Below are 25403 nucleotides of genomic sequence, written 5' to 3' on the forward strand. Positions count from 1 at the left end.
CGACTTGCGGGGAGCCCCACGTCCGCTTCTGTACTACTATTCGTTCATGAATCTGGCGAAAGCGATCACCATGAGTCGCGGTCGCACGGGTCTCGTCGGCAAAGTCTCCCACGGTATTTCTCACGTCGGGGGCACTGGGCACACGGCATCTACGGCGAAGCTCCAGGTTGGGCAATCTAGCCCAGCCGTGAAGCACGCTGTTGACGAGCTCCACAGAGCTCTCGCAGGCGGGCCAGTTGTGGCCGGAGAATATTCGGTGAGTGAGATCATCGCCCAGTCGGTCGTGGCGCACCGTATGTGGCGTGAGGCGTTTTCGAAGCCGCGCCAGGAGAGGTTTATCCCAGTCGACGGCGTCCGATTCATGGATGGCGGGGACAAGATCTGGCTGACCCTCCAAATCAGCAGAGCAACCTTGCGTGCGCGCGGTCGGGGAGTTGCTGAGACGCTCCGCCAATCCGGACTGGAAACGACCTTCCGTGCGGTGAACCACGCCGACCCCGCCATCGCGGCCGATTTCCATGTTCTGGAACAGATAGATCCCATTTCCTACACAGGGCGAGCGGCCGACGTCGTGGTCGACGCCGTTAACGAAGTGAGACCGTTCTTGTGGCAAACGATCACTGCCTCGCCGCCCTACAGGCGCTATTACCTCTATCTGTCTCCTCCGACGGAGCGGCGTATGCCCCAGTGGCTGAGCGTGTATTCTACGTTCTTCTGGTTGGGCAGCCTGACGCGGTATCAGCCCGTCGAGCTCTTCGAGGCACTGGATGGAAAGCTCGGGCCCTTCTTCCGGGAGTTCCTCGAGTCGCAGCCGAAGCAACTGCTCTACATGCTCGCCTCGGACGCCAAGCAACAGGACGTGACAAGGGCCGCAATCATCTAGTCGGACAGTCACAAGGTAGCGGGGTCGGACTATTGTAGTTCGCGTCTGACACTGTCTACATTCGCACAGGCGCATTCAGTTATTCCTAAGCACACGTCACCACTTTCGTGGTGAGAAGTACATCGGGACTGGTGCAGAGAGAGGTGACAATCGGGGTGTCACGCTGCGACTGCAGGTGATTCAATAATTGTTTCGTACTCCACCGGTGTCAAACGACCCAACCGGGCTTGCCGCCGACGTCGGTGATACCTCCGCTCAATCCACGTCACGATCGCGAGCCTCAACTGCTCTCGGCTCGCCCACCGGCGACGGTCGAGGACATTCCTCTGCAACAGAGCGAAGAAGCTCTCCATAGCCGCGTTATCGCCAGCCGCGCCGACGCGGCCCATTGATCCGACGATGCCTCGGCGGGCCAATGCGCGGGTGAACTTCTTCGACCGGAATTGGCTGCCGCGATCGCTATGGACCACGCACCCGGCCACGTCACCACCGCGACGGGCCACAGCCATCTCAAGAGCGTCTACGGCCAAGCGCGCCTTCATTCGGACCCCGATGGAGTAGCCGACGATCCGCGAGGAGTAGACATCCTTGATCGCGCACATGTACAGCTTGCCCTCATCGGTGCGATGCTCAGTGATATCGGTTAGCCACAGCTCGTTGACGGCTGTGGCTCGGAACTCGTGCCGAACCCGCCCATCGGCGTCGGTAACGACACACAAGTCGTCGTGAACAGGTGGGCCGGGCTTCTTCCCATTATTGGCCCGGGCCTTGCCGAAGACCGAGAACCAGGCGTTATCCGAGCACAGCCGCCATGCGGTGCGTACCGCCATGGGCTCGCCGGCGATCTCAGCTTCGTCGGCAAGATACCGGTACCCGAACTCGGGATCGTCTCGGTGGGCGTCGAAGAGGGCGTTGGCCCGATACGCCTCATTCACCTCGGCTTCGGGGACAGGGGCCGCCAGCCATCGGTAGTAGGGCTGGCGGGAGAGTTTGAGAACCCGGCACGACACCGCCACGGGGATCCCGTCGGCGGCGAGCTCTCTCACGAGCGGGTAGAGCCTTTTGACGACAGATTCGCCTGCGAGAGGTAGGCGGCAGCCCTGCGAAGGACCTCGTTCTCCTGTTCCAGCAGACGGGTTCGACGTCGCAGCTCGCGCAGCTCGGCGGACTCGTCAGTGGACTTGCCGGGCTTGTTGCCGGCATCGATGTCCGCTTGGCGCAACCATTTCGCAATAGTGCCTTCGTGGACGCCGAAGTCCTTCGCGATCTGGGCGATCGTGGTCTTCTCGTCGCGGTTCAAGGCGACTCGGACGACGTCATCGCGGAATTCTTTCGGATAGGGCTGTGGCATGGTGTCAATCCTTCCAGGCTTGCCTGAGAACAAGCCAGATCAGATGTCCCCAAACCCTGCATCAGTCCCCTTCGACCATCTACCGCTTGTCCGATCGACCTCGGTGGGAAGGTTATGAATCGGCAGGCGGCAGATTGGAGCTAAAAGGTGTATCTACACGCCGTGCTCATGATGTGCGTGGGCATTTCAGGACTCGCAACGGAGTGTCGCGTCCTGTGAAGCCTCACCGGCGAGGCTCATAAGAACTCCCTTCAGACCGACGAGGTGCAGAGGCACAAATGGCAGGCGGGACCGGGAACTTCCGGTCCCGCCTGCCTAGTTCGCTTTATTGCTCAGTTGAGAGATCGGCCAACCGTTGTTGAGGCCGACCGGTCGATGCTGCGGCGAGTGCGACGAGAATTTCGTCTGGGTGTGGTGCGTCCGGGACGGAGACTTCGACGGTCTGATGATGTGATCTGATGGTGGCGTCGGTGATGTGTTTCAGAGGGATGTCGAAGTGACTTCCGGGGGTGCCTCTGCGTTCCACGGCGGGTAGGAGCGTAGACGCATTTGCCGCGTCTCGGAAATGATTTCCGAACTTTAGTGTGTGGATCAATGCGGATCCATGTTCGATTTCGCCGTTCGTCCCGACGATCGCAGCTTTTCCGTATGCTTCTGCTGGGGCCCCTAGTTGTTTGATGACTTCAGGTGCTAGGAGTTGGCCGAGGTCTGACGCTGTGGCATCGATACCGGGACCGAGGTCTTTGACGAAGCCTTGGCCTGCCCATGGGTTAGGAATGACTGCAGCGACGATGCAAACTCGTGCGGTGGGAAATACATCCCGTCCTCCTTCAACCAAGGTCTCATCGATGGCGGTGTAGATCTTGCGGACTTTCATGTGTTTCTCCTGTGCTATTGGTATTCGGGACTGTTCAATGGTCGGTTTAGCTGATTGGGTGATTACGACCTCTGACGCGGAAGCCAATGGAACAAGCTGCGCCCAGTACAGCGAGCCCGAGGACATAGATGACAACGAGGGATACGTCTGAGGTGAGACTGATGAACCAGGCGGCGATGAAGGAGACAGTTCCACCGATGAGGGTAGTTGGTATGGCTTGGGAGAGTGAGACTCCCGTATAGCGGACAGCGACTGGGAATCGAGCTGAGAATAGTGCTGCCTGGGGAGCCTGAAGCAGAGCGTGAACTCCGGCCATTCCGATTGTCATTGCTACGAACATGATCCACGGGTTCTTAGTGTCAATCATGCTGAAATAGAACGGGATGAAGAATCCTGCCACGATGGCACCGATCAAGGCCGTGCGCCACACCCCTATCCTGTCGGAAAGGAGGCCGACGAGTGGAATTGTTCCACAGTAGATTACGCCAGCTGCTCCCTGAGCGATTAGGACTGTGCTTTCGGCAATCGAGAGGCCAGAGGTGGCGTAGTTGACTGTGAACGTGGCGATGATGAAGAAGATCGCGTTCCCGGGAGCGGCTACGCCGAACGCGAGAAACAGGTCGACCCAATGGCGTCGGAATACTAGGCCAATTGGTGCGGCAGGAGTCGCGTCCTGTTTCGCTTTGGCTGCCTTGAACTCGGGTGTTTCGGATACCGAAAGGCGAATGAACAATGCTATTACGAGCAGTAATGCACTGACGAGGAACGGGATACGCCATCCCCATGCGGCAAATTGGTCTCCAGAGATCCACACGGACAGACTGGTGATAATGGACGCAAGAACGAGTCCTCCTGGTACGCCGATCATAACGATGCTGCCCATGAGTCCCTTGCGTTCAGGACGAGCATTTTCGACCAGCATTAAGGCTGCTCCACCCCATTCTCCGCCGAGCGCAAGTCCTTGAACGAGCCGGAAAGTGACGAGAAGTATCGGTGCTAGGGGACCGATGGCTTCAAATGTAGGGAGTAGGCCAATAGCTACGGTGGCGACTCCCATCACAGTTAGAGAAAAGATGAGCGTAGATTTGCGACCGAGCTTGTCACCATAGTGGCCGAGGATGATGCTTCCTACTGGGCGAGCAACGAATCCGACTCCGAAGGTGGCGAATGCCGCGAGTGTTCCGGCAAGCTCGCTGCCATTTGGGAAGAACAGATCTCCGAGAACTAGAGCGGCCATCGTTCCATAGACGAAGAACTCGTAGTACTCGAGGACTGTGCCGACAAGGCTGGAAAGAACGACCTTCCGAATTTGAGGGTTCTTTTCTTTTGCGGTTGGTCTGACTGCTGACTCCATTGTCATTTCACTCTCCGTTACGAAGCGTCGCGTCCGGCGGAAAGTTCCGCCCCGAGGAAGGTTTTATCGTCGAGGGCCATGGTGAGGCCAAGAATTGCTGCCGAGTAGCTGTATTGCCGCAGTCCAAGTGCTGCGCCAGTCACGCTTGAGCGAAAGACCGATTCCCAGGGGCCGATAGGCAGTCCTCGGTCAGTCGTTGGCGGTGCATCGACGTTGGCGAAGTGCACTTCCACTACCGGCTTGCCGGTTTCCGAAAGAGCGTGCTTGGTGGGGATGCCAATTTCTGTCAGGCCAGCAGGATTGATAATGAAGGCGTCCACTGCGGATGCGTGCGCGTGAACGAATTCAAGGATTGCTCCCTCGTAGTTGGAGACGAACGAGATGATCTCAATGTCAAGTCCCGGGTTTTCTGGAGGCTGAACGTTCGTTCAGTTATTAGGCCGCCGAAGTCTGCAGGCTCGTGTAGTGGGCTGCTTCGATCTCGGCGGGAGTCTGATAGTCAAGCATCGAATGCAACCGTTCGGTGTTGAACCAATGCACCCACTCAGCCGTCGCGGCCTCGAGATCGTTGCGACCGGACCAGGGGCCGTCGGTGAAGACGAGTTCGTATTTGTATAACGAGTTCAGCGCTTCGGCCATGGCATTGTCGTAACTATCGCCGATCGATCCCACCGACGCCACTGCCTCGGCCTCAGCCAGTGCCTGGGTGTAGCGCAGAGCCCGATACTGCACCCCTCTGTCCGAGTGGTGGGTCAGCCCTACAACGTCGTGACCTGCACGTTTACGGCCCCATATGCCCATATTCAAAGCATCGAGAGCCAGATCGGTATACATTCGCGTCGAGGTCTGCCAGCCGATGATCATTCGAGAGAATACGTCGAGGACGAACGCGACGTAAACGAAGCCGGCCTCAGTGGGAACGTAGGTCAGATCCGCGACCCAGAGACGGTTCGGCTCCGCAGCGGTGAAGTTACGTTTGACGAGGTCAGCCGGTCGTTTCGTCTCGGGACCGGGCTTCGTCGTCCGCGGGAACTTCCCTCTCACAACACCCCGGATGCCCAACTCATTGCACAATCTCTCGACCGTGCACCGGGCCACGGGGCCGTAGGTCCTTGTGAGTTCGGCGTGGATCTTGCGGATGCCGTAGACCTTGTTGCGGCGGTGAGTGTGGATAGCCATGATCCTTTCTTTGAGCACCGCATCTCGCTGGGCTCGAGCGCTGACCGGACGGGTCTTGAAGGCATAGTACGTTGATGGGGCGATGCTCAGGCCCAGGTCCTGGCGCAGGACCTGACAGATCGGTTCGATTCCCCACCTGTGCTTGTTCTCGTCGATGAAGGCGACGATTACTTCTGTAGGCGGTCGAACTCCGCCTTGCCGAAAAACGCGGTCGCTGATCGGAGGATGTCGTTGGACTTCCGCAGCTCCCGGTTCTCCTTCTCCAGCCGCCGGATCCGTGCCTGGACGTCCTCGGTCTCGACGGGCAGGTTGGCTGCTTCGGCTTTCTTGACCCAGTTGCGCAGGGCTTCCTTGTTCACATCGGTCTGCTCGGCAATGCGGGCGATGGCACCGTTTCGAGTCTCTGGGTCGGCGCGGGCCTCGAGAGCCAGTCGAGTGGCTCTCTCACGTACTTCTGGTGGATATTTCGAGGTAGGCATGATGAGTTGAGGGTAGTCCTTTCTTGGGTAACCGCACACCCTCCATCAAACCAAGGACGAATCAAAGTCAACGATTGGGGCTCCCCGCAAGTCGTGGACACGTGAACCACGTCACGCAGCCTGCGTCGACGCTTCCTCCTGAACCCGACCAGCACTCTGCTCGGCCCAGAACTTCTCCTCGAACTCCACCGGCGGAACCATCCCCAACGCCGAATGCAACCTCCGCCGGTTATAGACCACCTCGATCCAACGAGCGACTTCCCGCATTGCCTCGGCCCGGGTCTGCCAGACTCGCCGCTCGAAGAACTCCGTTTTCAACGACGACCAGAACGACTCCGACATCGCGTTATCCCAACACACTCCAGTCCGGCCCACCGACTGCGTCAAACCCAACTCGACAGACGCCTGATGCAACTGCGACGACGTGTACTGCGCTCCTTTGTCGGCATGAAAAATGACGTCAGCTGGAACCAGCTCTCGCAACGTATGAGCCATCCTCAACGCCCGTTCCACGAGGTCAGAATCCTGCCTGGCATCCATCGCCCAACCAAGCACTCGACGTGAGCACCCATCGCGGATCACACATAAGTACACGAACCCCTCCCAGGTGCGCAGATACGTAATATCGCTGATCCACACAGCATCCAACTCACCTCGGTCCCAGACCCGTTTCACGAGGTCCGGAATGTGATGAGTCGCCACCCCCGGCAGAGTCGTCACCGGTTTGAACCGGCGCGGGCTGATGCCTTCAAGGCCCTGCCTGCGCAACGAGGCCGCGACCGTCTTCTCGTCCACGCTCACGCCTTGTCGAGCCAGTTGCGCTGCCACCCGTGGTGCCCCGTAGACGCCATCAGAGTCCGCGTGGATCTCTGCGACGTGCCCATCCAGGCTCCGTTGCGCTCTGGCACGTTTCGATGGTCCGGTCTGCCGACGCTTCTTCCATGCGTAGTACCCAGATTTCGTCACCTCGAGGAGCCTGGCCATCCGGCGAATCGCGTAGTGAGCCTTCTCCGAATCCATCAGTTCGAATTTCTCTTGTTTCGAGGCTTCGACGCGAAGAAGGCGGCTGCTTTTCCCAAAAACTCGTTGTCCTGTTTCAGATCGAAGTTCTCCCGCCTCAACCGTGCCAGTTCAGCCCGTTCGCCCTCGTTCAACGGGCCCGTGGGCTCACCGTCGCCGCGGCGTCGGTGCTTCTCGGCTTTGACCCAGGTGCCCAGGGTCTGTTCACCGACTCCGATTTCCTTGGCCACCGCGGCGATGGACCTGCCGGTGTCGATGACGAGATTCGCCGCCTCGATCCGATACTCCGGGGTGTAAGAGCGCCGCTGGCGCTTCTGATCTGACATATTGAACATCCTTCCAGCAGGACTGCGAATCCCGCTAACTTGGGTGTCCACTATTCGAGGGTAGCCTCACGATTGGTGCCTTCCGGAGCTTGTAGTGAGTCCCGGCTGCGGCATATTAGCCTTGATCCACCGATCGGTATGGGAGCCGTGGTGTGAATCCGGTTCCCGCAAAATGTCGACAAATGGGCAGGGAACATCGTCCCGGTCTCTCACCAGTCTGATTCCACTTTTCAGTTCCCGTAGGCCTCCTCCCCGGGCCCCGGTCTTCACGCCCGCTCGGGCTGATCGGTCATGTCAACGCACGTTGGGGAGGGCTCAACGCGGCCTGCCACAAACGAGCGAATTCCTCGGCCCATGGCCAGTCTCTGGGCAGATTCAGGATCAATCTCCTCGCTCGGTGGGCAATCCGGGCCGGGACGAGGATGATACGCGTCCTCAGTGTTTGTGCACGCGCCTTGCTCATTCGGCCACCCATGAGCCCAGCAGCTGCCCGCAGTAGGTTATGAGTCATCGCCGCGATCGTCACCCACGCTGCGTTGGCATCGAAGGCCCCTGAGGGCATATGCGCCAGTGCACCGTTTTTCAATTCCGCATTGATCTGCTCGATGATTGCGTGCTTCCGGTGGATCTGGTCCGCCAGAACAGTGTCGAAGCGCTCCTGATCGAGGGTGGTGAAGAAGGCGTGGTATCGGTACAAGTCGAATAACGGGTCCTGCCCGGCAGACCGCTTCTTCTCGTTGAGCTCGGGGACTCGTCGCACGATCAACCGGCCTGGCACCTGCAGAGCCTTCTTCTTCGACGTGAACGCGGTAAAGGCGACTTCAGCGACTTCAGCCTTGCTGATCCACGTTTTGGTCTCTTCGTCGAAGATCGCTTCCGGGTACTGGATGCCGGTCCACGCATCATCGTCGATGGTGGAGATCGCTGTTTTGACCTTCTTGTCCATACGCACCGTCACCGACACCTCGGCCCCAGCACCGCGGGCGGCTTTGGTCATTGTCGACGAGTAGTAGGCGGAATCAGCACGCACCAGCACCGGGGCCTGACCGGAATTGATGCGTCGAGTGGTGGCCAGGGCGTCAGAGACGAACTTGTCGGCACCCCGAGCTGATGAGGTAGAGCCCTTCCGGAGACGCTGACCGACGATGACCTGACTGGAGGTGCTTGTCGATGCAGTCGCCAAGAGCGCGTTGAGTCCCCGACTGCCTTGATACCCGAATCCGGCTCCTTGTTTCCTTGCGGAATGGACGTCGATGACGGTGTCGTCGACGTCAACGAAGACCATTGACGACTGCGGTGTTGTCGGACTGGTGGCCAGCAGGCGTATGTGCTGGTCGAAGCCGGTCAGAAGACGGGCGCTGATGGCATCGAGCTGTCTGACGTGGCCGAAGGAGAACGAGCGCAGAAACGATCCCAAAGTCGATGGGGCGTAGACACGGTCGAAGAGTCTGTTCATGCCGCCGTGGCGCAGGATGTTCATATCATCGATCGAATCGGCGCCGGCGGCCATGCCCGCGATCAGGGTGGACAGTTTCGCGCCCGGGTTCGCGCCCTTATCGGCTCCGGTCGTCGTCACGGTCAAACGCTGCTCGGCGAGGTCGAGCAGGCCTGCCTGGTGGGCCAGACGCATGATCGGGACCAGGCCGGTAGGACTGACGAGGTTCGTGTCGTTGAAGGAGTAGGACGCTGCCGTGGGTGTGTGATTGAATAGCACCTGAGAGGTGCCCCTTTCTTGAACGGGAATGTTGACGTTAGACATCATCATTTTCCCAGTTCAGGAGGGGCATTTCCATTTCACACGCGGCTTTGAACAGCTACCCGCATCGGTGGATCAAGGATTAGTGATTCATAGGGTCACCTTGTGGTTGCAGTTGGGAATAAGGTGAGTTCCGGTCCGGGCTCCCCGAGGATACTGCGGGCAATCGCGTCTCCCAGCAACGGCCCCAAGGTGAGGCCACCTGCTCCGTAGCCAGTTACTGTCCATAAGCCAGGCTTACCCGGTACTTCGCCGACGATCGGAAGATTGTCGTCGCTCATGGGCCGTATCCCAACTCGAGTCTCAATGACAGTTGCATCAGCCAGGCCGGGGGCTACGTTGAGCGCGTCCTGGAGGACTTTCAGTTGTCCACCAACAGTGACGCGGGGATCATAACCGCTGCCGGTTTCGCGTGTTGCGCCGACTGCTATTCGACCGTCGTCAAATGGGGTCATGTAGTTGGGCGTGAAAGGATGAACGGTCGGCCAGTGTGAGGTGTTAACCCCCCGAAGCCTCAAGTGCGTGATTTGACCGCGCTGCGGAGTAACCGCGCAGCGCACTCCAAGTGGCATCAACAGGTCTGGAGTCTTGGCTCCTGCTGCAACGACTACGGCGTCGACGTCCATTGTTCCCCGTGTCGTTCTCACTCTCCACCCGTTGCCTGCGAGTGGTTCGATAGAGCGCACGGAATCCTCGTGATGATCTGACCCGAGAATCACGGCGGCGGTCAGCGTCGCATTCCTAAGTACGCGCCCATCGACGCGTCCGCCCCCAGACACGTGCAACCCTGTCAGCCCAGACGAAAGTGGTGGAAATAGCTCCCTGACCTGAGTGCTGTCGACTCTCTCCAGCTTTCCAGCGACGGGCCCGGATTCGGCGATCCGGCGGGCGACCCGGTCTTCCACAGCATCGAGTTCTGCAGCCTCGCTGGATACCATCAGTGCACCGGATCGTCGGTATCCGACCTCCGGGATTCCGAGATCATGGAGGCCGGCCAGGAACTCCGGGTAATAGTTTCCTCCAGCAGAATATGCCTCATAGAAATCCCCGGCCGAAGACGATACCCAGGGAGCTATGATCCCAGCGCTGGCTGCAGTCGCTTGACCGGTAGCTGCGTCGTCGACAAGCGTGACCTTCGAACCGCGGCGGGCAAGTCCGTAAGCCGTGGTTACTCCGGCGATCCCTCCGCCAATGACGGCGACCTTCGTTGTATTCATAACTACTAACTCTCCTTTAGGCCAGTTTGATGGGAATATTGACCTGCGCTGTCTTCACTCTGTGCGACAGAATTGTGCTTGGTGACTACTTGATCCCAATCATGCGACGACGTGACCATTTGCCGACGATGATCATCACAAGCCCAACCGCGATGACTGCGAAACCGACGCCGAGGAAGTAGCTCGCCTCAGTGTCGGGCCCGTAAAGCTGGACAAGTTGAGCATTGATGCCCGAGGCAGCGGCCGGGGCAAGGAACCATAAGGACATCATCTGAGCCTGAAACGCTTGAGGGGCGAGCTTGGTCGTAGCAGACAGTCCAACGGGGGAGAGGCACATTGATCCGCAGATGACGAGGAAATAGCTGGCTATGAGCCAGAAGGGGCTAGCCAGGGTGTCAGTGCCATGGAGGATAGCCGGGCCGGCCATTATCACAAAAGACAGTCCGCCAAGAACCAGTCCGAAGACAAACTTCGTCGGGGTTGAAGGCTGTCGGGAACCGAGTTTAAACCAAAGATACGCAAAGGTTGGTGCCAAGATAATAGTCGCGATGGGATTAAGAGAGGCAAACCAAGACGAGGGAACTTGGAACCCGAAGACTACTGTGTTTGTGCGTTGATCTGCGAAGGCTGCGAGCACTGAGCCAGACTGCTCGTTGACGACCCAGTAGCTGACCGCCCCAATGAACAATGGCACATAAGCGAGGAGACGGCTGCGTTCGACTCGGGAGGTATTGCGACTACGTAGCATCACGATCAAGTAGATGATCGGCAGAACTACCGAGCCAATGGTGACTATATTGACAAGGGTTGTCACGGTGAGCAATCCAGCGATGCCGAGAACTATCGTGAGTAGGCCGAGGCCGATAACGATTCCTGCTGCTCTTATGGCAACTCTTGTTCGATCACTGCGGTGTAATGGGTTACCCGGGCGAAGACCTTCTTCAGCGAGATGTCTGTTGGACAGTAGGTAGACCACAAGACCAATTGCCATTCCGACGGCAGCCAGAGAGAACCCGAGGTGATAATTCGCCTTCTGCCCAACAGTGCCAACGAAGTACGGAGCGATAAACGCTCCGAGATTGATGCCCATGTAGAACAGTGAGAAACCGGAATCTCGCCGAAGATCGCCCTTTGAGTAGAGCTGTCCAACGCTACTGGAAACGTTGGGTTTGAGCAGTCCTGTGCCGAGGACGATCAATGCCATGGATACAAGGAGCGCCGACATACCGCCCGGGAGCGCCAACGCGATGTGGCCGCACATGATGAGCACACCACCAACAAAGATTGAGCGCCGCATGCCGAGCAAGCGGTCGGCGATCCATCCACCGAGGACACCTGACATGTAAACCAAGGCCGAATAAATAGATACGATCGCCGTGGCAGAGGACCTATCCATACCGAGCCCACCGTCAGTGACTGACGTATACAGATAGTAGAGCAGAATGGCGGACATTCCGTAGTAGGAAAAGCGTTCCCACAACTCGACGAAGAAGAGAGTTGAAAGTCCGCGGGGATGACCAAAGAAGGTACGCTGTGTCTTCGTTGACGCCGTGCTGGTTTCGGACATAAGTGAACTCCTAACTGACTAGTAGGAAAAGAAGTATGTGAGCCACGTTTGTGCATCGCGCCGATTGCACCGGACGGCTGTCAGGCCGTCGAATACGTGAGGGTGGCATCGAATAGTGGCGCTGGTCCCTGTGGAGCAAGGACGAGCAACCTCAATTCCAGACACCCGGCGGAGTTATCAACGGATGGTCGACAACCCATAGTGCTTCAACCGGACGATTCGTTGCGTTGTGGATTGCATGAGGTGTGCTGGATTGAAAATGGAGAGAGTCACCTTCACCGACAACCACAGTCTCAGTCAGTTCCTGACCTCTATCTGAGGCGAAATGAAAACTGAGTTCTCCTTCAAGTACGTAGCAAAATTCCTCGCCGCCATGTGACGAGGGAGCGGAAGCCTGTTTGGTCGGGAAGACCGTTGTCTTCAATGCTTCAAGGGACTGTCCTGGCAGATTGCCCGACAAGATTTGATGCGTCCTGTCTCCGAGTGAGATCTTCGGGCTGTCGTCACTGGCGGCGCGAGTGACTGCAAAAGTGGGTTTCGATTTCTTCGGCGTCTCACCGATGAGATCCGCTGCTGTAACACCAAGTGAGTCCGCAATCGAGAAGAGGGTAGTTAACGATGGTGAATTCAACCCGCGTTCTACTAGTGAAAGAAATCCTGTTGAGAGGCCTGAATCAGCGGCAACGTCGCGAAGTGATAAGCCCTGGCTGTTTCTCAATTGCCGGATTGTTCTGCCTACCCTCTGAGCATGTTCGCCAGGCGCATCTTCAGCTTCCGCCGTCACGGTTATCCCTCCATTGGGTGTGATTGTGATAGCAAATAATTTAGCATGACTAAATAGTGTTCGTAAATACTGAACTGTCGCCCGGTGAACTGGCGAGTGGCAGGCGTACCGATCCTGGGACTCTCAGGCCTCGATAATGACCCTCGAACGGTTGTTCGTCATTGCGGGGAGCTCATGATTTGTATTGTGCCAAGAGATATTGTTCATCGGAGCCGCAGTTCGGGAAGCCCATGGAATGCACCGCTGGAAATATTCTCTGAGAGACACTGGGGACAGGCCCGAATGTATTCCAAGACGACGTTCGGAAGGCGTATCGCAAGCTTCTGATGGCGGTTCATCCCGATCCGGGAAAGACCGTGGCTATGGGCATGCTCCAACCCATCCAACAAGCCAACGAGATGTAACGATTGCCGGGAGAGGACGGACTGCGACGCGGGCCGTCCCGTACCAGGGGCGAGTAGTACGGCTCTGCCTTGACAAGATCCCCGTTGCATCGGCTTAGCTGGTCCAGTGCGCCCATCCCATAGTGGGCGATGCTTCGATTAACATGGCTCTTCATAAATAGGGCTGTAGAAGAGGTCCCAGTCCTCCAGCGTGGAGCAGAGAACGGATCAGGTAGTTGCCCCGGTTGCGGAACCCCAGTGCGATACCGCGCAGATGTTCGAGTCTGCCGTTGATCGCTTCGGTTGGCCCGTTCGAGGTTCCAGGATGATCGAAGTAGGCCAGGATATCGGCCCGACGACGTTGGAAGGTTGTCCTCAGACTCCGGAGTTCTTTGAGCTCATCAGGAATCGTTCCTGTCAGGGTGTCGATGAGTCGGTTCATGAGCTTCTTACCTTTGCTCGGTGGGGCAGCATAGGCGGCGATCGTGTCTTGATAGAACTGCCAGCACACCAACAGGGCAGCATGATTGTCGGCGGCGAAGACCGAGTTGAGGCGGTGCTTCTGCTTGCCGGTAAGCAAACCGACGCGGGTGCGAACCGTTTTGCGGATCCCGTACAGGTCATCACCCGACCGTCCTCTGCGACCGTGCAGCTCTGTTTGTAGCCGCCTCCTCGTCTCATCGAGCTTCGTGCCGACGAGGGCGACAACGTGGAAGGGGTCCATGACCGTGGTGGCATCAGGCACCACGTCAGTGGCAGCTTTCTTATAGCCGGCGAAGGCATCCATAGCGACATGCTCGATGCCGTCACGGAACGCATCGGGCTGGTTGTTCAACCAGTCGGCGAAGACGTCGGCGGAGCGGCCGGGGACGATGTCGAGCAGGCGTGCCGGTCGGTGGGTGAGGTCGACGATGACAGTCACCCACCTGTCGATGCCGCGGTGGGACCAGCAGTGCTCATCGACACCGATTGTGGATACACCCTCGAACCGGGTGGCATCAGCGATGAGCAGAGATCGGCCGAGGTCGAGTACAGCCGTGCACACAGTGTTCCAGGAGGTAGCGAGGTTCTTAGCGATGACGTGGATGCTCATCTTGTCGATGACCACGGACTTCAATGCCCACAAGCGTGCTGTCGTCGAGAGTTTCGATCTGCCGGCGCAGGCTCGCTGAAGTGTTTGGGACCAGCGCTGGTGGCAGGAAGGGCAGGTGTAGGTGCGGATGCGAATAGCCAAGGTCACCGCGGTCAGGCCGATCGGGGGATGAACGAGTTTGCGGATCCTGGTGGCCCGGACGAGTCCGCGTCGACGGCAGACAGGGCAGGACCTGTCGTTGTCGGTGATCAGGCACAGCACGGTCAGACCTGAGTTCCACAACTTTAGTGCCCCGCAAAACGGTCCGGCAGTAGCTCACCCGCGATTTTTCTCGCTTCCCCGGTGACCTCTGGGTCGAAGGTGATGTCCTGCCCACCCACGCGGCCGGTGAACTCCCGCAGCGGCCGCAACGATGTGATGATCTTCTTCAGCGACGCCCCAGTCGTGTCCTGCATGAACCTCGATATGGCCAACGCGGTGAACACGACTGTCAAGTGCGCCTCGATCGCATCTCTGGTGCGGTGGAAGATCGGCCTGGCTCGTAGGTCGGTCTTCGACATCTGTCAAGTCCCGGGTTTTCTGGAGGCTGAACGTTCGTTCAGTTATTAGGCCGCCGAAGTCTGCAGGCTCGTGTAGTGGGCTGCTTCGATCTCGGCGGGAGTCTGATAGTCAAGCATCGAATGCAACCGTTCGGTGTTGAACCAATGCACCCACTCAGCCGTCGCGGCCTCGAGATCGTTGCGACCGGACCAGGGGCCGTCGGTGAAGACGAGTTCGTATTTGTATAACGAGTTCAGCGCTTCGGCCATGGCATTGTCGTAACTATCGCCGATCGATCCCACCGACGCCACTGCCTCGGCCTCAGCCAGTGCCTGGGTGTAGCGCAGAGCCCGATACTGCACCCCTCTGTCCGAGTGGTGGGTCAGCCCTACAACGTCGTGACCTGCACGTTTACGGCCCCATATGCCCATATTCAAAGCATCGAGAGCCAGATCGGTATACATTCGCGTCGAGGTCTGCCAGCCGATGATCATTCGAGAGAATACGTCGAGGACGAACGCGACGTAAACGAAGCCGGCCTCAGTGGGAACGTAGGTCAGATCCGCGACCCAGAGACGGTTCGGCTCCGCAGCGGTGAAGTTACGTTTGACGAGGTCAGCCGGTCGTTTCGTCTCGGGACCGGGCTTCGTCGTCCGCGGGAACTTCCCTCTCACAACACCCCGGATGCCCAACTCATTGCACAATCTCTCGACCGTGCACCGGGCCACGGGGCCGTAGGTCCTTGTGAGTTCGGCGTGGATCTTGCGGATGCCGTAGACCTTGTTGCGGCGGTGAGTGTGGATAGCCATGATCCTTTCTTTGAGCACCGCATCTCGCTGGGCTCGAGCGCTGACCGGACGGGTCTTGAAGGCATAGTACGTTGATGGGGCGATGCTCAGGCCCAGGTCCTGGCGCAGGACCTGACAGATCGGTTCGATTCCCCACCTGTGCTTGTTCTCGTCGATGAAGGCGACGATTACTTCTGTAGGCGGTCGAACTCCGCCTTGCCGAAAAACGCGGTCGCTGATCGGAGGATGTCGTTGGACTTCCGCAGCTCCCGGTTCTCCTTCTCCAGCCGCCGGATCCGTGCCTGGACGTCCTCGGTCTCGACGGGCAGGTTGGCTGCTTCGGCTTTCTTGACCCAGTTGCGCAGGGCTTCCTTGTTCACATCGGTCTGCTCGGCAATGCGGGCGATGGCACCGTTTCGAGTCTCTGGGTCGGCGCGGGCCTCGAGAGCCAGTCGAGTGGCTCTCTCACGTACTTCTGGTGGATATTTCGAGGTAGGCATGATGAGTTGAGGGTAGTCCTTTCTTGGGTAACCGCACACCCTCCATCAAACCAAGGACGAATCAATCCGGAAAGACTGCTCGACATGCCACAGGTCGTGATAGCTGCCGATGACCTCGGCCGCAGGCATGGTCCCGACGGGAATGTTCGTCACGTAGCCTTTGAACCCTGTCAGCTTCATCGCCCGCTCATAAGCCTTCTCATCGAAGGCTTTCTCCTCATCAGTGACCTTGACGAACCGAGCCTTCTTCGCCGGCTTGTCACCGTCGATGATCGCCAATGCCCGGTTGCGCTGCAGGTTCAGCGTCTGCTCATCACGCATCGCCCGTTTGCGCCGGTACTGCCACACCACTCGCCACGCATGAGGATGCTCTTTCGCTGACCAGACGGGTTCGCGTCTCTTCTTCACCCGCTCAGGATCAAGCCGCTTGGTTCCTTTCGGGGTGATCGTGTCGATGATCTGCCCGTCCTCGGCGTACTCACCATTCCACCGAAAATGCGTCGCCAGATCGTGTGGAGCTTTCGTCTGCCTCGACCCGACGATGAACCGCAGCCCAGCGTCATCGAGTTCTTTGAGGTTCTTTGCCGACAGCATTCCGGCGTCGGCGGCGACGACCATGTCTGTCACCTGGTGGCGTTCTTGGAAGGCTTTGATCACGGGAATGAGCGTGTGGGTCTCTGCTTTCGATCCTTCGAAGCAGCCGATCTCTAACGGGAATCCGGTCCGATCGACGAGGAGTCCAACAACGATCTGCGGGTCCACGCGGCGTTCTTTGGAGTACCCGACCTGACGCAGAGAATCTTCCTTCTCAGCCTCGAAATACAGTGTCGTGACGTCATACAGCAGCAGACTGATGCCGGTGGTGGCGATGCTGTGGGCGAAGCATTTCTCGGCGATCTTGTCCCGGTAGTCGCGTTCGTTGGCCCGAACCAGACAGTTGAGGAACGTGTTGTGGTGCGGTGGCTCGATACCGAGCTCGGCAAGGACACGGAGACTGTCGGCTTTCGATGTCGGCTCAACCAGCCGTGCCAGCACGAGGTGAAAGAAGGCGTTGTCGTTGACCACCTCGTCGAAACCGAGTCTCTTCCACGACTCGGCGATGGCATCGATGAGGACGGAAGACCGTGATCCCACCACAGTTCGGGCCCGCGGTGGCACGGCAGCATCGGTAGGTAGGCCCAGCTCAAGTTCGAGTTGTTCGGCCGCCCCGTAGTCGGCGAGCCCTTCTTCGCCGGCAGCGAGCAGAGCCGCTAGTTCTGCTTCTGTATGAGCGGATCCGAGGTGTTCAAGGACGGTGACTTTCCCACGGTGTTTGCGCACGATCTGCACGGCTGTGGCCCCGGACCCGGTGGTGACTTTCCGCAGACGAGGCGACATAGCCCCATCGTAGACAGCCAATTAGTGTCCCACCAACAGAATTCCCGGCCTTGTGACCAGCACAAACACGAACGGAATCGCGAAATCAGCGCCTAGTTGTGGAAGTCAGGAGCACGGTCAGATGCCGACCAGTGTGGTCTTGCCCGATCGCGGTGAGTCCGAGTTCCGGCAGGGAGAGTGTGGTATCGAGGCAGGGCGGGGTAAAGTCGTACACGAGGGACCTTGGGTCGTGATGGAGTCTTGAACACCTACATCATTGCACCCAGGGTCCCGTTGTCATCGACGCCGGATTCAACTCTTCCCCACCGCCCTATCTATGAAGAGCCATTAACATTCCGACGCCGACAAATTATTGGACGCCTGCCGGCCAGCTGGAGTTCTGAAGGCTCATAGCGCCCGCAGGTAATTCAGTAGCGCCCGGCCTTCATGTAGTGCATCGCTGTGTTAAATCAGGGCCCGTTTCAACGACGATACTGGAAATGGTGACTAGGCGGCCGCGTGCACCCGTCATCGGTAGAACTTCGTTTAGTCAACGAAGGCCAGAGCCCCGTGCGCGATGATCGACGGCTCAATCATCATTGCGGGGTTGCGGTACAAGGATCGGCTCAGTACCGGATCGGCGCGGATGGGCATCCCGGAAAGGCTTAGCCAAGTAGACGGAGCGCCGGACGTGCAGCAGATCGCCCTATGGCTCGGTCAGCTCAGCGATCAAAAGGTTTTGGATCGTGTGCTGCGTCTGACCACGCCTCGCGACTACGGGTCCGACGCTGCGCTCCACATTGTTGAGGTCATCAAGGGATTGCGAGACCGGGTCCCAGAGTTCATTGCCGGTGGACCGTCAGTCATTCAGAACAGCACAGCGATCTATCCAGCAATCCGGCCGTCGGTGCCGAACAGGGCAGCTAGTCAGCGCAATGTTGGCGAACGTGACGACTCGGCCTCTGGCCGATGTCCACAAGCCGAGTCATGCCGGTTTGCCTTAAGTAACGCAATGGAAGCATGTCGACTGACGTGCTTCATCAACTGAGCGGTAGCTGATCTCGAGCATGCCTTGACTCTCTGACCAGGGGGTTTATTTTACGACAGTAGCCTTTATAGGTGAGACTGGTCATCGAAGCATGTCTCAGTACGTGCTGCGTCAGCTCGCGAACTCCTGACCGCAGACGCCGGTCCGGGCTTGAGGCCACGCTGGGCCTGGGGCCCGACCGGGCTGAGTCCGGTGCCGGTGCGAGTCGGCAGCTGGTTTGAGGCGGGTTCGACTGCGCCCGGATACGGCTGAGGCCAGTTGACGCAAGACGAAGGCCGGTGGGCGATGACCCACCGGCCTTCGCCGTTCCGTATCGGTGACGCTCCGTCAGCCACACTGCGCACCGTCTGGGCCCCAACACCCACCGGCGGCCGGGCGCAGGATCGCGCGACGGCCGTTCATGCGGGTGCGCTAGGCGTCGTATCCGCCGTCGACTCGCAGGACGGTCCCGGTGACATAGGAGGCGTCCGGGCTGGCGAGGAAGACGACGCCGGCAGCGATCTCCTCCGGCCTGCCGTATCTGCCCAAAGCCGTGGTGGGAAGGAACAGAGAGGCGGCGTCGCTGTCGGCGGGATTCATATCGGTGTCGACGAATCCCGCCTGAACGACGTTGACCGTGATGCCGCGGTGAGCGAGATCGCGGGCGGCGCCTCGGCTGTAGGCTTCAAGGGCGGCCTTGGAGGCTGCATAGTCGGCCATCCCGCGGAATCCCGCTCGCGAAGCCGCTCCCGTGCTGATGCTGACGATCCGACCGCCGTCGGGCAGGATCGGGAAGGCCGCGCGAATCCCCGCGACCGCACCGGTGTAGTTCACCGAGAACTGGCGGTCGAGGCTCTCATGATCGACGGTCGCGCTGTCGACCGGCGCCGCCGCGGAGAACCCGGCATTGTTGACGAGGATGTCGAGGCGTCCGAACTGCTCGGCCACGCGGTTGACGAGTTCTGCAGCCTGCGAGGCATCTGCCTGGTCGGCGCGGAACGCCTCTGCGCGCACCCCCTTCGACTCGAGTTCGGCGACCACGGCCTCGGCCTGTTGTTCCGACGAAGCACAGCTGATCGCGACGTCCGCACCCTCGCCGGCCAGTGCCAGTGCCGTTGCTGCACCGATTCCCCTCGATCCGCCTGTGACGAGTGCTGTTCTGCCGTTCAGCTTTCCCATGATCACTCTTCTTCCGTTGTGGTGTCTCCGCAGTGGTTGACTGCGCGGTCCACAATAGGTCGTTGTGGTCTGTGTGGTCAAGAATTGGTAGACTGCAGCAATGGCACGACCGCGAGAATTCGATGAGATCGACGCGCTGAGCGCGGTGGAGGAGCAGTTCTGGAACGCCGGCTACGCCGCAACCTCGATGGCGGATCTGATGCGAGCCAGCGGCTTGGGAAAAGGCAGCCTCTATGCCGCGTTCGGCGACAAGCGTCAGCTCTTCCTGAAGGTGCTCCACCGTTACATCGCCAATCAGCATGAGCACCTTCGCGATGCGCTCGGCAGAGCCCCGCGGGCGATCGACGGACTGCGCACGCTGTTCGACATTCCGCTCGACGAAGCATCGGACTCCGGTGCGCGCCGAGGCTGTCTGCTGGCCAACAGCACCTGCGAGCTGAGCATGTCCGATGGCGACGTGCTCGCCATGGCTCACCAGGCTTACGAGACGACCACCGAACTCATTGCCGAATGCGTCTCGCAGGCCAGGGACGAAGGCGACCTATCGGCAGAGACGGACACGACTGCCTTGGCTCGGTCCCTGCTCACCGCCCAGCAGGGGATGCTGTTCATGAGCAGGACAGGAATGAGCTCCACGGAGCTGGAGGCCACCGCCAGAGCGCTCGAAGCCCAGCTGCTGCCGAACTCTCCGGCCTGACGGCCGCGAGCCATCGGCAGCGAAGCGTTAGGATGATCCGAATGGAAGCCGTCCGTCGCCGAAGCCGTCAGAAGTGAGGCCGAATGACATTTCTCGAATCCCTCGATTCGCCGGCCGAGCTGCGCCGGCTCGACACTGAGGAATGCGAGGTCCTGGCCAAGGAGATCCGGGACCACCTGATCACGAGCGTGGCCGGCACCGGCGGGCACCTCGGACCCAACCTCGGCGTCGTCGAACTGACCATGGGCCTCCACCGGGTCTTCGACTCCCCGCGCGACACCATCATCTTCGACGTCGGCCACCAGACGTACGTGCACAAACTCATCACCGGCCGTGCCGAGCGGTTCTCCACCCTCCGCCAGCGCGACGGTCTCTCCGGCTATCCGAGCCGGGCCGAGAGCGAGCACGATGTGCTCGAGAACTCCCACGCCTCGGCCTCCCTGTCCTGGGCCGACGGCATCGCCAAAGCCCGGCAGCTGACCGGTCAGGACGACCGTCACGTCGTGGCCGTCATCGGCGACGGAGCACTGACCGGCGGCATGTCCTGGGAGGCGCTGAACACCATCGCCGCGGACACCTCGACCCCGCCGAGGCGGCTGGTCATCATCGTCAACGACAACGGCCGCTCCTACGCCCCGACTGTCGGCGGATTCGCTGCCCACCTCGACGAGCTGCGCACCACGTCCGGCTACGAGAAGCTCCTGTCCTGGGGCAAGGAGACCCTGCGTCAGTCCGGTGCGCCCGGACGCGCGGCCTACAGCGCCATCCACGGCGTCAAGCGCGGACTCAAGGACATGGTCAGCCCCGCTCAGACCGGAATGTTCGACGAGCTCGGGATCAAGTACCTCGGTCCCGTCGACGGCCATGACCTGCCCTCGGTCGAGAAGGCGCTGCAGCTGGCCAAGCAGTTCGACGGCGGGCCCATCATCGTCCATATGATCACGCAGAAGGGCCACGGCTTCGACCCGGCCGTCAACGACGACGCCGATCAGTTCCACTCCGTCGGAGTCATCGACCCCGTGACCGGTCGGGCGACCCCCTCGAAATCGACGTCCTGGACCTCGGTGTTCGGTGCCGAGATGTGCGAACTGGCCGCCGAACGGTCCGATATCGTCGCGATCACGGCAGCCATGCTCAAACCCGTGGGCCTGGCCGGGTTCGCCGAGGAGCATCCGCAGCGGGTCTTCGACGTCGGCATCGCCGAACAGCACGCGGTCGCCTCTGCGGCGGGACTGTCCTTCGGTGGTCTCCATCCGGTCGTGTGCATCTATTCGACCTTCCTCAACCGGGCCTTCGACCAGATGCTCATGGACGTGGCCCTGCACCGCCAGGGAGTCACCTTCGTCCTCGACCGGGCGGGCATCACCGGCCCGGACGGGGCCAGCCATCACGGCATCTGGGACATCGCGATGCTGCGCATCGTGCCCGGTCTCCGGCTCGCCGCACCGCGCGACGCCGCCCGACTGACCGAGGAGCTGCGCGAAGCCGTCGACGTCACCGACGGTCCCACGGTGCTGAGGTTCCCGCGCGGCGGCGTCGGCTCGGACATCCCGGCGCTGAGGCGGCTCGACGACGGAGTCGATGTGCTGCGCGAGGCGTCTGCCGAAAAGTCCGCTGCCGATGTGCTCATCGTCTCCGTCGGGCCCTTCGCAGTCCACGCCGACGCGGTGGCCGAGCGACTTGCCGGAGAGGGGATCTCGGCCACGATCGTCGACCCCAGATGGGTGCTGCCCGTGCCCGAAAGCATCGTCGGCCTGGCCGCCGAACACAGTCTCGTGGCCGTGCTCGAGGACGGGGTGGAGATCGGAGGGGTCGGCTCGCAGATCCGTTCGGACCTGCGCGAGGCCGACTCCCGGATCGGCGTCGTCGAACTCGGCGTGCCCGACGAGTTCCTGCCGCAGGGCACGCGGGAGGAGATCCTCGCACACGTCGGCCTCGACGTCGACACGATCGTGGCGAGAATCGTCCGTGCCCTGCCCGCCGAGGTGGCCCACCGGGCCGAGGAAGGCAGCCGCCGAGTCGTATGATCCGGGCCGGTGGCCGTTCAGGCGCGGGGGAGTCGGGCCAGGGCGTCGGTGAGCACAGGGGCGCTGAGTTCGATCTGCCAGGGGCGGGCACCGGCCTCGGCGAGGAAGTCTCCGACATCGACGTGAGACTGCGCGGCCAATGACTTGACCAGGGCCGGCTGGAGCAGCACATCGTGGGGGATCGCCAGTTTCTGCGACAGTTCGGACATCGCCGATTTCAGTGCCGCCACCCGTTCCTTGAGATCCGTGTGGGTGAAGGGACTCTGCCGCTGCCGGGGCTTCTCGTGCCGGGGCGGCAGGTCCTCCGCCCTCAGTCGCGAGGCCTTCCGGTAGGCCCGGAACAGTCGGGACGCCTCGGCGCGGGAGAGCCTGCGCCAGGTGGCCATGATGTCGTCGCTGGACTTCACCCCGGACCGGGCCAGAGCGATGAGTTCGCGATCGCGCAGAAGTCGGCTGGGGGCGATATCGGCCTCACGGGCCATGGCATCGCGAGCCTGCCAGAGCTCGCGCACCCGCGCGATGTCGCGGCGGGATCTGAGCTTGGACAGTCCGTGCGTGCGTCGCCAGGGCTCATCGAAGTGCTTGGGCACGAAGTCGAGCAGATGCGCGAATTCCTGTTCGGCGAACTCCCACCGATCGGCGTCGAGCAGCTCCTGGTGGAGGACATCGCGGATGGGCAGCAGCACCTCGACATCGAGGGCGGCGTAGTTGAGCCAGGCCTTGGGCAGGGGGCGGGTGGACCAGTCGGCGGCCGAATGCTCCTTGGCCAGTCGCACGCCCAGGGTGCGTTCGGCGACCGCGGCCAGACCGAACTTGTCCCATCCGAGCAGACGGGCGGCGAGCTCGGTGTCGAACAGGGCGGCCGGGGCCATTCCCCGATCCTGCAGGCAGGGCAGGTCCTGGGTGACGGAGTGGATGACCCATTCGTCCGAGCCGAGAGCGGGATTGAGGCCGCTGAGGTCTCCGAGGGTCTCGGAGTCGAGGAGGAAGGTGCCGGCCCCCTGCCGTCGCAGCTGGACGAGGAAGGCCCGTTGACCGTATCTGATTCCCGACGCCCTCTCGGCGTCGACGGCGATCGGTCCCTGCCCGGCGGCCAGGCTGGTGATCGAGGAGGACAGCTCCTCAGCGGTGTCGACGACGTCGGGGATGCCGTTGGCGGGTGTTTCCAGAAGCGGTGGTTCAGATGTCATCGACGGCGCCCGGGCAGGGCTGTTACTCCTTCGGGAAGTGGTGGCAGTCCGGCGACTGTGCTGAGCAGATCGATCCAGGCTTCGAAGTGATTGCCGATCAGATCCGGCTCGTCAATCACGGGTGTCCACGAAGCCCGCAGCTCCAAGTCTATCGTGGCCGGACGATCGGCCAAGGTGCCGAAGCTCTCGGACAGCACTCGCGTGGTCGTCCCGCCGGCGGCGAGGACATCGCAGTCATTGGCCTCGAGAGCGTCTTCGAGCCAGCTCCAGGCGACATGTCCCAGCAGCGTCTCATTGCCGAGTTCGTGTTCGAGCTCGGCCCGGATGTAGGAGACCACTCGGAACTGCCCCTCCCATTCCTCGGGGGCACTGGGATCGTAGAGGACGACGATGCGGCCGGTGGCCAGTTCCTCGATGGTCTCACCACTGGCGCGCAAGAAGGTCTCGTCGGCCCTGACCTCGGCGCCGAGCGCATAGGAGTAGGGGGCGAGGCGGGCCGGGGCCGGAATCTCGGAGATCGACACATTGTTCGTGCTGCGCGCTTCACGCAGCACCGAAGTCACGGCCGAGAACTCCGCCGGAATGCGATTGAGAGGTGAGGTGTTGACCACACTCGCCACGATAGATCAGTGCCACGGGCAGGGGAATCATCCACGCCGAGGGGTCCGCTGAATCGCTGGGCGGCTGCCGAGCGGCCGGAGGGTCGAGAGTGCAAGACTCGGCGTCTTGAAATCGGAACCCGGTGGGCATCGGCCGACGAAGGATGGGAGGATGGGCACATGACATCATCCCTGTTGACCGCCCTGCGTTCGGAGCCGGTCCAGCACACTCCCGTGTGGTTCATGAGGCAGGCCGGTCGGTCCCTGCCCGAGTACCGAAAGCTGCGCGAGGGCACGGCGATGCTCGATGCCTGCCGCGATCCCGAACTCGTCTCCGAGATCACGCTGCAGCCGGTCCGCCGTCACGGCGTCGATGCGGCCATCTTCTTCTCCGACATCGTCGTCCCGCTCCAAGCCGCCGGGGTCGACGTCGAGATCGTGCCCGGCACCGGCCCGGTCATCGCCGAGCCCGTGCGCAGCCGCGCCGACATCGACGCGCTGCCCGAACTCGATGCCGCCGACATCCCCGACATCACCGAATCGATTCAGCGGATCACCGCCGAGCTCGGCGAGGCGACGCCGCTGATCGGGTTCGCCGGAGCCCCGTTCACTCTGGCCAGCTACCTCATCGAGGGCGGTCCGAGCAAGAATCATGAGAAGACGAAGTCGCTCATGGCCTCCGACCCCGAGGCCTTCTCCAGACTCCTGGCCAAACTCGCCCGCATCTCCACGACCTTCATCGACGTCCAGCTCGAAGCCGGGGCCGCGGCCTTCCAGCTCTTCGACTCCTGGGCCGGATACCTCTCCCGCCGGGACTACGACGATCACGTCCTCGAACACTCCGCTTCGGTGTTCTCGGCCCTGGCCGACCACCAGGTGCCCAGCATCCACTTCGGCGTCCAGACCGGTGAACTGCTCGGCTCGATGTCACGGGCGGGCTCGACGGCCATCGGCGTCGACTTCCGCGTCGACCTCGACGACGCCGCGGACCGGGTCCGGCCCGGGCAGGCCCTGCAGGGCAACCTCGACCCCGCGCTGCTGTTCGCTCCCTGGGAGGCGCTGGCCCCGCGGGTCGAGGAGATCGTGGCCAAGGGGCTGCGGCACGAGGGCGGATTCGTGTTCAACCTCGGTCACGGGGTGCTGCCCGACACCGACCCCGAGGTGCCCGGCCGCATCGTCGACCTCGTCCACCGCGTCTCGGCCGAGATCCTCGCCGGGCGCGGTTGATCCG

The 25403-nt window shown here is 60.9% G+C and carries 23 protein-coding genes, 1 pseudogene and 2 other annotated features; of the genes and pseudogenes, 5 read left to right on the plus strand and 19 right to left on the minus strand.

Annotation, left to right across the window (positions count from 1 at the left end; genetic code table 11):
* Positions 1–4: 4 nt before the first annotated feature.
* Positions 5–883, plus strand: coding sequence for a YaaC family protein (locus IG171_RS05460; protein WP_283091849.1), 879 nt, complete (start codon positions 5–7; stop codon positions 881–883).
* A 158-nt stretch (positions 884–1041) separates the two neighbouring features.
* Here IG171_RS05460 and IG171_RS05465 read toward each other — a convergent pair.
* From IG171_RS05465 to IG171_RS05540, 16 genes and pseudogenes are all read right to left on the minus strand, one after another.
* A protein-coding gene (locus tag IG171_RS05465) for an IS3 family transposase (RefSeq protein ID WP_212130448.1) occupies positions 1042–2234 on the minus strand; the annotation gives its coding sequence in 2 pieces (ribosomal slippage) (positions 1042–1968 and positions 1971–2234; 1191 coding nt in all).
* A 325-nt stretch (positions 2235–2559) separates the two neighbouring features.
* A complete protein-coding gene (locus IG171_RS05470) occupies positions 2560–3111 on the minus strand; it encodes an amino acid synthesis family protein (RefSeq protein ID WP_212130450.1) in 552 nt (183 codons plus the stop codon).
* Between the two features lie 46 nt (positions 3112–3157).
* Positions 3158–4471, minus strand: a complete 1314-nt coding sequence (locus tag IG171_RS05475) for an MFS transporter (RefSeq protein ID WP_212130452.1) — start codon at positions 4469–4471, stop codon at positions 3158–3160.
* Positions 4472–4482: 11 nt separating this feature from the next.
* Positions 4483–4857 (minus strand): type II 3-dehydroquinate dehydratase, encoded by a 375-nt coding sequence (locus IG171_RS05480; protein WP_212131548.1) that lies wholly within the window; start codon positions 4855–4857, stop codon positions 4483–4485.
* Between the two features lie 43 nt (positions 4858–4900).
* On the minus strand, positions 4901–5863 hold the full coding sequence (locus IG171_RS05485) for an IS3 family transposase (protein WP_349252154.1): 963 nt from the start codon (positions 5861–5863) through the stop codon (positions 4901–4903).
* Positions 5722–5854: a sequence feature (AL1L pseudoknot), on the minus strand. Its footprint overlaps the gene before it by 133 nt.
* The gene (locus tag IG171_RS05490; RefSeq protein ID WP_212127336.1) at positions 5812–6123 is read right to left on the minus strand and encodes a transposase; all 312 of its coding nucleotides are present in this window, start codon (positions 6121–6123) and stop codon (positions 5812–5814) included. Before IG171_RS05490 ends, IG171_RS05485 begins: the two co-directional genes overlap by 52 nt.
* A gap of 111 nt (positions 6124–6234) precedes the next feature.
* Positions 6235–7469 (minus strand): IS3 family transposase gene (locus IG171_RS05495; RefSeq protein ID WP_212128014.1). Its coding sequence is split into 2 segments (ribosomal slippage): positions 6235–7187 and positions 7187–7469, totalling 1236 coding nucleotides; the frame shifts between segments, so codons are not numbered across the junction.
* Between the two features lie 289 nt (positions 7470–7758).
* Positions 7759–9183, minus strand: coding sequence for an IS1380 family transposase (locus IG171_RS05500; RefSeq protein ID WP_135542801.1), 1425 nt, complete (start codon positions 9181–9183; stop codon positions 7759–7761).
* 140 nt (positions 9184–9323) lie between these two features.
* The gene (locus IG171_RS05505) at positions 9324–10442 is read right to left on the minus strand and encodes an FAD-dependent oxidoreductase (RefSeq protein WP_212130454.1); all 1119 of its coding nucleotides are present in this window, start codon (positions 10440–10442) and stop codon (positions 9324–9326) included.
* A gap of 85 nt (positions 10443–10527) precedes the next feature.
* The gene (locus tag IG171_RS05510) at positions 10528–12009 is read right to left on the minus strand and encodes a peptide MFS transporter (protein ID WP_212130456.1); all 1482 of its coding nucleotides are present in this window, start codon (positions 12007–12009) and stop codon (positions 10528–10530) included.
* 151 nt (positions 12010–12160) lie between these two features.
* Complete coding sequence (locus IG171_RS05515; RefSeq protein WP_212130457.1) at positions 12161–12793, minus strand: XRE family transcriptional regulator; 633 nt, start codon at positions 12791–12793, stop codon at positions 12161–12163.
* A 555-nt stretch (positions 12794–13348) separates the two neighbouring features.
* On the minus strand, positions 13349–14551 hold the full coding sequence (locus IG171_RS05520) for an ISL3 family transposase (RefSeq protein ID WP_212130458.1): 1203 nt from the start codon (positions 14549–14551) through the stop codon (positions 13349–13351).
* 2 nt (positions 14552–14553) lie between these two features.
* Positions 14554–14832 (minus strand): annotated as a pseudogene (locus tag IG171_RS05525) (IS1634 family transposase); the annotation flags it as partial.
* 42 nt (positions 14833–14874) lie between these two features.
* Complete coding sequence (locus tag IG171_RS05530; RefSeq protein WP_349252154.1) at positions 14875–15837, minus strand: IS3 family transposase; 963 nt, start codon at positions 15835–15837, stop codon at positions 14875–14877.
* Positions 15696–15828 (minus strand) — a sequence feature (AL1L pseudoknot). Its footprint overlaps the gene before it by 133 nt.
* Positions 15786–16097: a transposase gene (locus IG171_RS05535; RefSeq protein ID WP_212127336.1), complete on the minus strand. Its 312-nt coding sequence runs from the start codon at positions 16095–16097 to the stop codon at positions 15786–15788. The genes IG171_RS05530 and IG171_RS05535 overlap by 52 nt, the downstream gene beginning before the upstream one ends.
* 45 nt (positions 16098–16142) lie before the next feature.
* Positions 16143–17474 carry an IS1634 family transposase gene (locus IG171_RS05540; protein ID WP_249203587.1) on the minus strand — a complete coding sequence of 444 codons (1332 nt, stop codon included), beginning with the start codon at positions 17472–17474 and terminating at the stop codon, positions 16143–16145.
* Between the two features lie 556 nt (positions 17475–18030).
* Here IG171_RS05540 and IG171_RS05545 point away from each other — a divergent pair.
* On the plus strand, positions 18031–18501 hold the full coding sequence (locus tag IG171_RS05545) for a hypothetical protein (protein WP_212130459.1): 471 nt from the start codon (positions 18031–18033) through the stop codon (positions 18499–18501).
* Positions 18502–18912: 411 nt separating this feature from the next.
* Here the strand turns inward: IG171_RS05545 and IG171_RS05550 are convergent, their stop codons facing one another.
* Positions 18913–19659, minus strand: coding sequence for an SDR family oxidoreductase (locus IG171_RS05550; protein ID WP_212130460.1), 747 nt, complete (start codon positions 19657–19659; stop codon positions 18913–18915).
* Between the two features lie 100 nt (positions 19660–19759).
* On the opposite strand from IG171_RS05550, the gene IG171_RS05555 reads away from it, so the two are divergent.
* Together IG171_RS05555 and dxs are read left to right on the plus strand one after the other, a co-directional pair.
* Complete coding sequence (locus IG171_RS05555; RefSeq protein WP_212130461.1) at positions 19760–20356, plus strand: TetR/AcrR family transcriptional regulator; 597 nt, start codon at positions 19760–19762, stop codon at positions 20354–20356.
* 83 nt (positions 20357–20439) lie between these two features.
* The gene (gene dxs, locus IG171_RS05560; RefSeq protein ID WP_212130462.1) at positions 20440–22383 is read left to right on the plus strand and encodes a 1-deoxy-D-xylulose-5-phosphate synthase; all 1944 of its coding nucleotides are present in this window, start codon (positions 20440–20442) and stop codon (positions 22381–22383) included.
* A 17-nt stretch (positions 22384–22400) separates the two neighbouring features.
* On the opposite strand, the gene IG171_RS05565 is transcribed toward dxs, so the two are convergent.
* Positions 22401–23573: an HRDC domain-containing protein gene (locus IG171_RS05565; protein WP_212130464.1), complete on the minus strand. Its 1173-nt coding sequence runs from the start codon at positions 23571–23573 to the stop codon at positions 22401–22403.
* Entirely contained in the window at positions 23570–24184 is a 615-nt protein-coding gene (locus IG171_RS05570; protein ID WP_212130466.1) for a DUF3000 domain-containing protein, read from the minus strand. Before IG171_RS05570 ends, IG171_RS05565 begins: the two co-directional genes overlap by 4 nt.
* 168 nt (positions 24185–24352) lie before the next feature.
* On the opposite strand from IG171_RS05570, the gene hemE reads away from it, so the two are divergent.
* A complete protein-coding gene (gene hemE / locus IG171_RS05575; RefSeq protein WP_212130468.1) occupies positions 24353–25399 on the plus strand; it encodes a uroporphyrinogen decarboxylase in 1047 nt (348 codons plus the stop codon).
* Positions 25400–25403: the final 4 nt, after the last annotated feature.

The organism is Brevibacterium sp. SMBL_HHYL_HB1 (genome assembly GCF_018208375.1).
In the GTDB taxonomy this organism is placed as follows: domain Bacteria; phylum Actinomycetota; class Actinomycetes; order Actinomycetales; family Brevibacteriaceae; genus Brevibacterium; species Brevibacterium intestinavium.

Bases quoted from the DNA above. Each gene is read 5' to 3' on its own strand.
- IG171_RS05470 (WP_212130450.1), bottom strand. From the start codon at position 3,111: ATGAAAGTCCGCAAGATCTACACCGCCATCGATGAGACCTTGGTTGAA.
- IG171_RS05475 (WP_212130452.1), bottom strand. From the start codon at position 4,471: ATGACAATGGAGTCAGCAGTCAGACCAACCGCAAAAGAAAAGAACCCT.
- IG171_RS05490 (WP_212127336.1), bottom strand. From the start codon at position 6,123: ATGCCTACCTCGAAATATCCACCAGAAGTACGTGAGAGAGCCACTCGA.
- IG171_RS05505 (WP_212130454.1), bottom strand. From the start codon at position 10,442: ATGAATACAACGAAGGTCGCCGTCATTGGCGGAGGGATCGCCGGAGTA.
- IG171_RS05510 (WP_212130456.1), bottom strand. From the start codon at position 12,009: ATGTCCGAAACCAGCACGGCGTCAACGAAGACACAGCGTACCTTCTTT.
- IG171_RS05535 (WP_212127336.1), bottom strand. From the start codon at position 16,097: ATGCCTACCTCGAAATATCCACCAGAAGTACGTGAGAGAGCCACTCGA.
- IG171_RS05540 (WP_249203587.1), bottom strand. From the start codon at position 17,474: ATGTCGCCTCGTCTGCGGAAAGTCACCACCGGGTCCGGGGCCACAGCC.
- IG171_RS05545 (WP_212130459.1), top strand. From the start codon at position 18,031: ATGATCGACGGCTCAATCATCATTGCGGGGTTGCGGTACAAGGATCGG.
- IG171_RS05550 (WP_212130460.1), bottom strand. From the start codon at position 19,659: ATGGGAAAGCTGAACGGCAGAACAGCACTCGTCACAGGCGGATCGAGG.
- IG171_RS05555 (WP_212130461.1), top strand. From the start codon at position 19,760: ATGGCACGACCGCGAGAATTCGATGAGATCGACGCGCTGAGCGCGGTG.
- dxs (WP_212130462.1), top strand. From the start codon at position 20,440: ATGACATTTCTCGAATCCCTCGATTCGCCGGCCGAGCTGCGCCGGCTC.
- IG171_RS05565 (WP_212130464.1), bottom strand. From the start codon at position 23,573: ATGACATCTGAACCACCGCTTCTGGAAACACCCGCCAACGGCATCCCC.
- hemE (WP_212130468.1), top strand. From the start codon at position 24,353: ATGACATCATCCCTGTTGACCGCCCTGCGTTCGGAGCCGGTCCAGCAC.